This is a genomic window from Variovorax sp. dw_308 (genome assembly GCF_019207085.1).
GTDB lineage: Bacteria > Pseudomonadota > Gammaproteobacteria > Burkholderiales > Burkholderiaceae_C > Variovorax.
Genome location: NZ_JAATOM010000071.1, coordinates 1 through 2,514, shown reverse-complemented (window position 1 = coordinate 2,514; position 2,514 = coordinate 1). Strand labels below are relative to the sequence as shown.

General features: G+C 62.7%; 2 protein-coding genes. One reads left to right on the top strand and one right to left on the bottom strand.

Annotated elements, in window-relative coordinates:
- Window positions 1-219, bottom strand: a 219-nt coding sequence (locus HCU76_RS36175; protein ID WP_213959967.1) for a hypothetical protein, incomplete at its 3' end; no start/stop codon positions are given.
- Between HCU76_RS36175 and HCU76_RS36170 the strand changes: the two genes are divergently transcribed.
- Window positions 203-1,945 (top strand): CHAT domain-containing protein, encoded by a 1,743-nt coding sequence (locus HCU76_RS36170; RefSeq protein WP_218512045.1) that lies wholly within the window; start codon window positions 203-205, stop codon window positions 1,943-1,945. The two genes, HCU76_RS36175 and HCU76_RS36170, sit on opposite strands and share 17 nt — an antisense overlap.
- Window positions 1,946-2,514 lie beyond the last annotated feature (569 nt).

The following is a 2,514-nucleotide window of genomic DNA, read 5'->3' as shown; positions in this document are numbered from 1 at the left end:
TGAGCTGACACCCGCGAGGTGCATAAGCAGACCGACAGTTTGGCGGCTCAACCGAATGAAGTGTTCAATCACAGCTACCAAGTATTCGACGTCCGGTTCTCCGGCGGCGTGCGACGTGGATATGTTCGGCGCCCGGGAGTAAGCTGCCGGCGAGCCAGCTGAAACAATTTGCTTAGGCCTCTTAGGGCTTGGGAGGAGCGCCATGGTGAGGGTCTTCATCAGCTATCGACGCGCCGACAGCGGCGGCTGGGTGCGTGCGCTCGACACACGGATGGCCGAGGCTTTGGGCCGGGAGAACGTCTTCTGCGACATCAAGAGCATCGCTCCCGGGGTTGACTTCGAACGAGAACTGAAGAGCCGGCTCATGAGGTGCGACGTGGCGCTCGTAGTCGTTGGACAGCTCTGGGCATCGATCCGGGGAGGCGGACGTGCCCGTCGAATCCTCGAGCCAGACGACCTGGTGCGTCAGGAAGTTGAGTTGGCATTGAAGCACGGACTCACAGTCGTGCCGGTCACGGTGGGGGATGCTACGTTGCCAAGCGCAGAACAGTTGCCCTCGCGACTGCGCCGCATGCTGCGAAACAACGCGTACGAGCTGAGCGTCAAGCACTTTGACGCCGACATCGACGGACTGATCGTCGCCCTCCAACAGATGCCCCGCCGTGTTGCCAGTCCCTCAGCGGCTGGTCCGGCAGCGCCACAGGCGGAGGGCAAGCCTAACGCAAGTCAGGGCGAAACGGCCGCCACCGAGGTCGCCGACACCGAAGTCGTGCCAATTGAAGACGAACCTTCCTCGGACGGCCAAGCGCCGCCACTATCAGCTGCCAGCAATACCCTGCTGGCTGCCCTGCGGAGTCGGATGGACGAACGGCCAGTCGGCGCAAGCACAGTTGTGCGTTTGCGTATCACCCGGCAGGGGGACCAATGGTCCATCGTGGCAGAAAACGCAGCCAGCTCGTCGGCGACTGCGATGGGTCAAGAGCAGGTGTCGATCGGGCACTCGGCTCTTGAACTGGCACTAAAGGAACTGCGGTATCGCTTCGCGTGGCAAGACCTGTTGGAAGCGGGACAAGTGCTGTACCGATTGCTGATTCCTCGGTCACTCCGGCCGCTCATAGACAGTGCCACTCACCTGCAGGTGGTCGCGGATGGCGAAGCGGATCTTGTCCCTTGGGAAATGCTGAAGTCGCCGGCGCGCCCGATGCCTTTGGGGTTTCAGGCGCTGCTCTCTCGCGATTGCCCTGGCATTCCTGCCCGCCGGCCGGCGAAGCGACTGCGGCCACAGGCCAGCGCACTGGTGATGCTGGGAGGTACCGCCGGTCCCTTGCTGCCCGACCTGCCAGGGGCCCGCGCAGAGGTAGCGAAGGTGGCGGACGCGCTTGAAGGCGCTGGCTTCACCGTCGATCGGCTGGTCGAGCCGGCCCCGTCGGATGCGCTGCGCGTTCTTGCCCTCGGCGACCATCGGGTCCTGCATCTCGGTGGCCACAGCGTGTCGAATTGGCTGCCCGACACGCCGGGCGCCGCGACCGCCGATGCGGCCGAGCGCCGCCCGTTAAGTGGACTGGTGATCGGTGAGCGCACCGTGCTGACCGCACACGAGCTGCTCCTCAGCGATGAACCACCCGAACTTGTCACCTTGGGAACCGACCGAATCGCGCATTGGGCGCCGGTCTTGCGCGCTGGTGGCAGCGAGGCCGTCATCGCAGCGCACGAGCCGGTGGACGACAACGGGGCGCTCCTTTTCTTCTCCGCCTTCTATCGACACCTGTGCGCCGGGGCCGGAGCGTTCGCGGCGGCAATGAAAGCGCGATACGAAACAGCGCTAGTAGGCACCGACTCGGCGATTGCCGCCTCTCTGTACCTGCGCTTCTATGGCGACCACGACTATCGCTTGGCGGCCGTCCAGGCGAAGGCGGTAGTCGCTAGCGCAGAACCGGCAAAGTAGCCAGATGCCCTCGCCGATGAGCATCGTCGGCACGTCGTAGCGGTTGGCGTCCAATCTGTTGCGGTTCGAGGTCGAACTGGCTCTGATCCTACTGCTCAAGAAGATCACGATGCCCCGAATCTCATCAGCTCAGCCAAGTGGAACTGAGGAAAGTCTACTGTCGGAGCGCACATTCTTTGCGGCAAAGCGCCAAGGTCTGCCGACAGCGCCGCGAGGGTCTTCTCATAATCAAACCATTGGACAAGCTCCCAATGAAAGTATCCGTGATCTTGTCGACGGCAAGCCAGGGAAACGATGTTGCGCGCTGGGCACTGTCCCGAGCCGACGTGGCGTGATACAGCTTTGACGCGCTCGTCGCGGTGCGGAGCAAGTTCGCAGACCAACCACGACGCAGGTAGTACGCGCGAAACCAGTGACGACTGGTCTGCCGGAAACGAGCCGGAAGTGCCACACAGGTTAGCAACTGGAATTGCAGCAGGATCTGCTGAGGCCAGCGTTCACGTTAGAAGTCAGCTTGCCGGCGTGGCTTCATCCGACGGCTTCTGGCCGTTATGAAAAGCTTTCCATAA

Coding starts and splice junctions, on each gene's coding strand:
- HCU76_RS36170 (WP_218512045.1), top strand. CDS start 203: ATGGTGAGGGTCTTCATCAGCTATCGACGCGCCGACAGCGGCGGCTGG.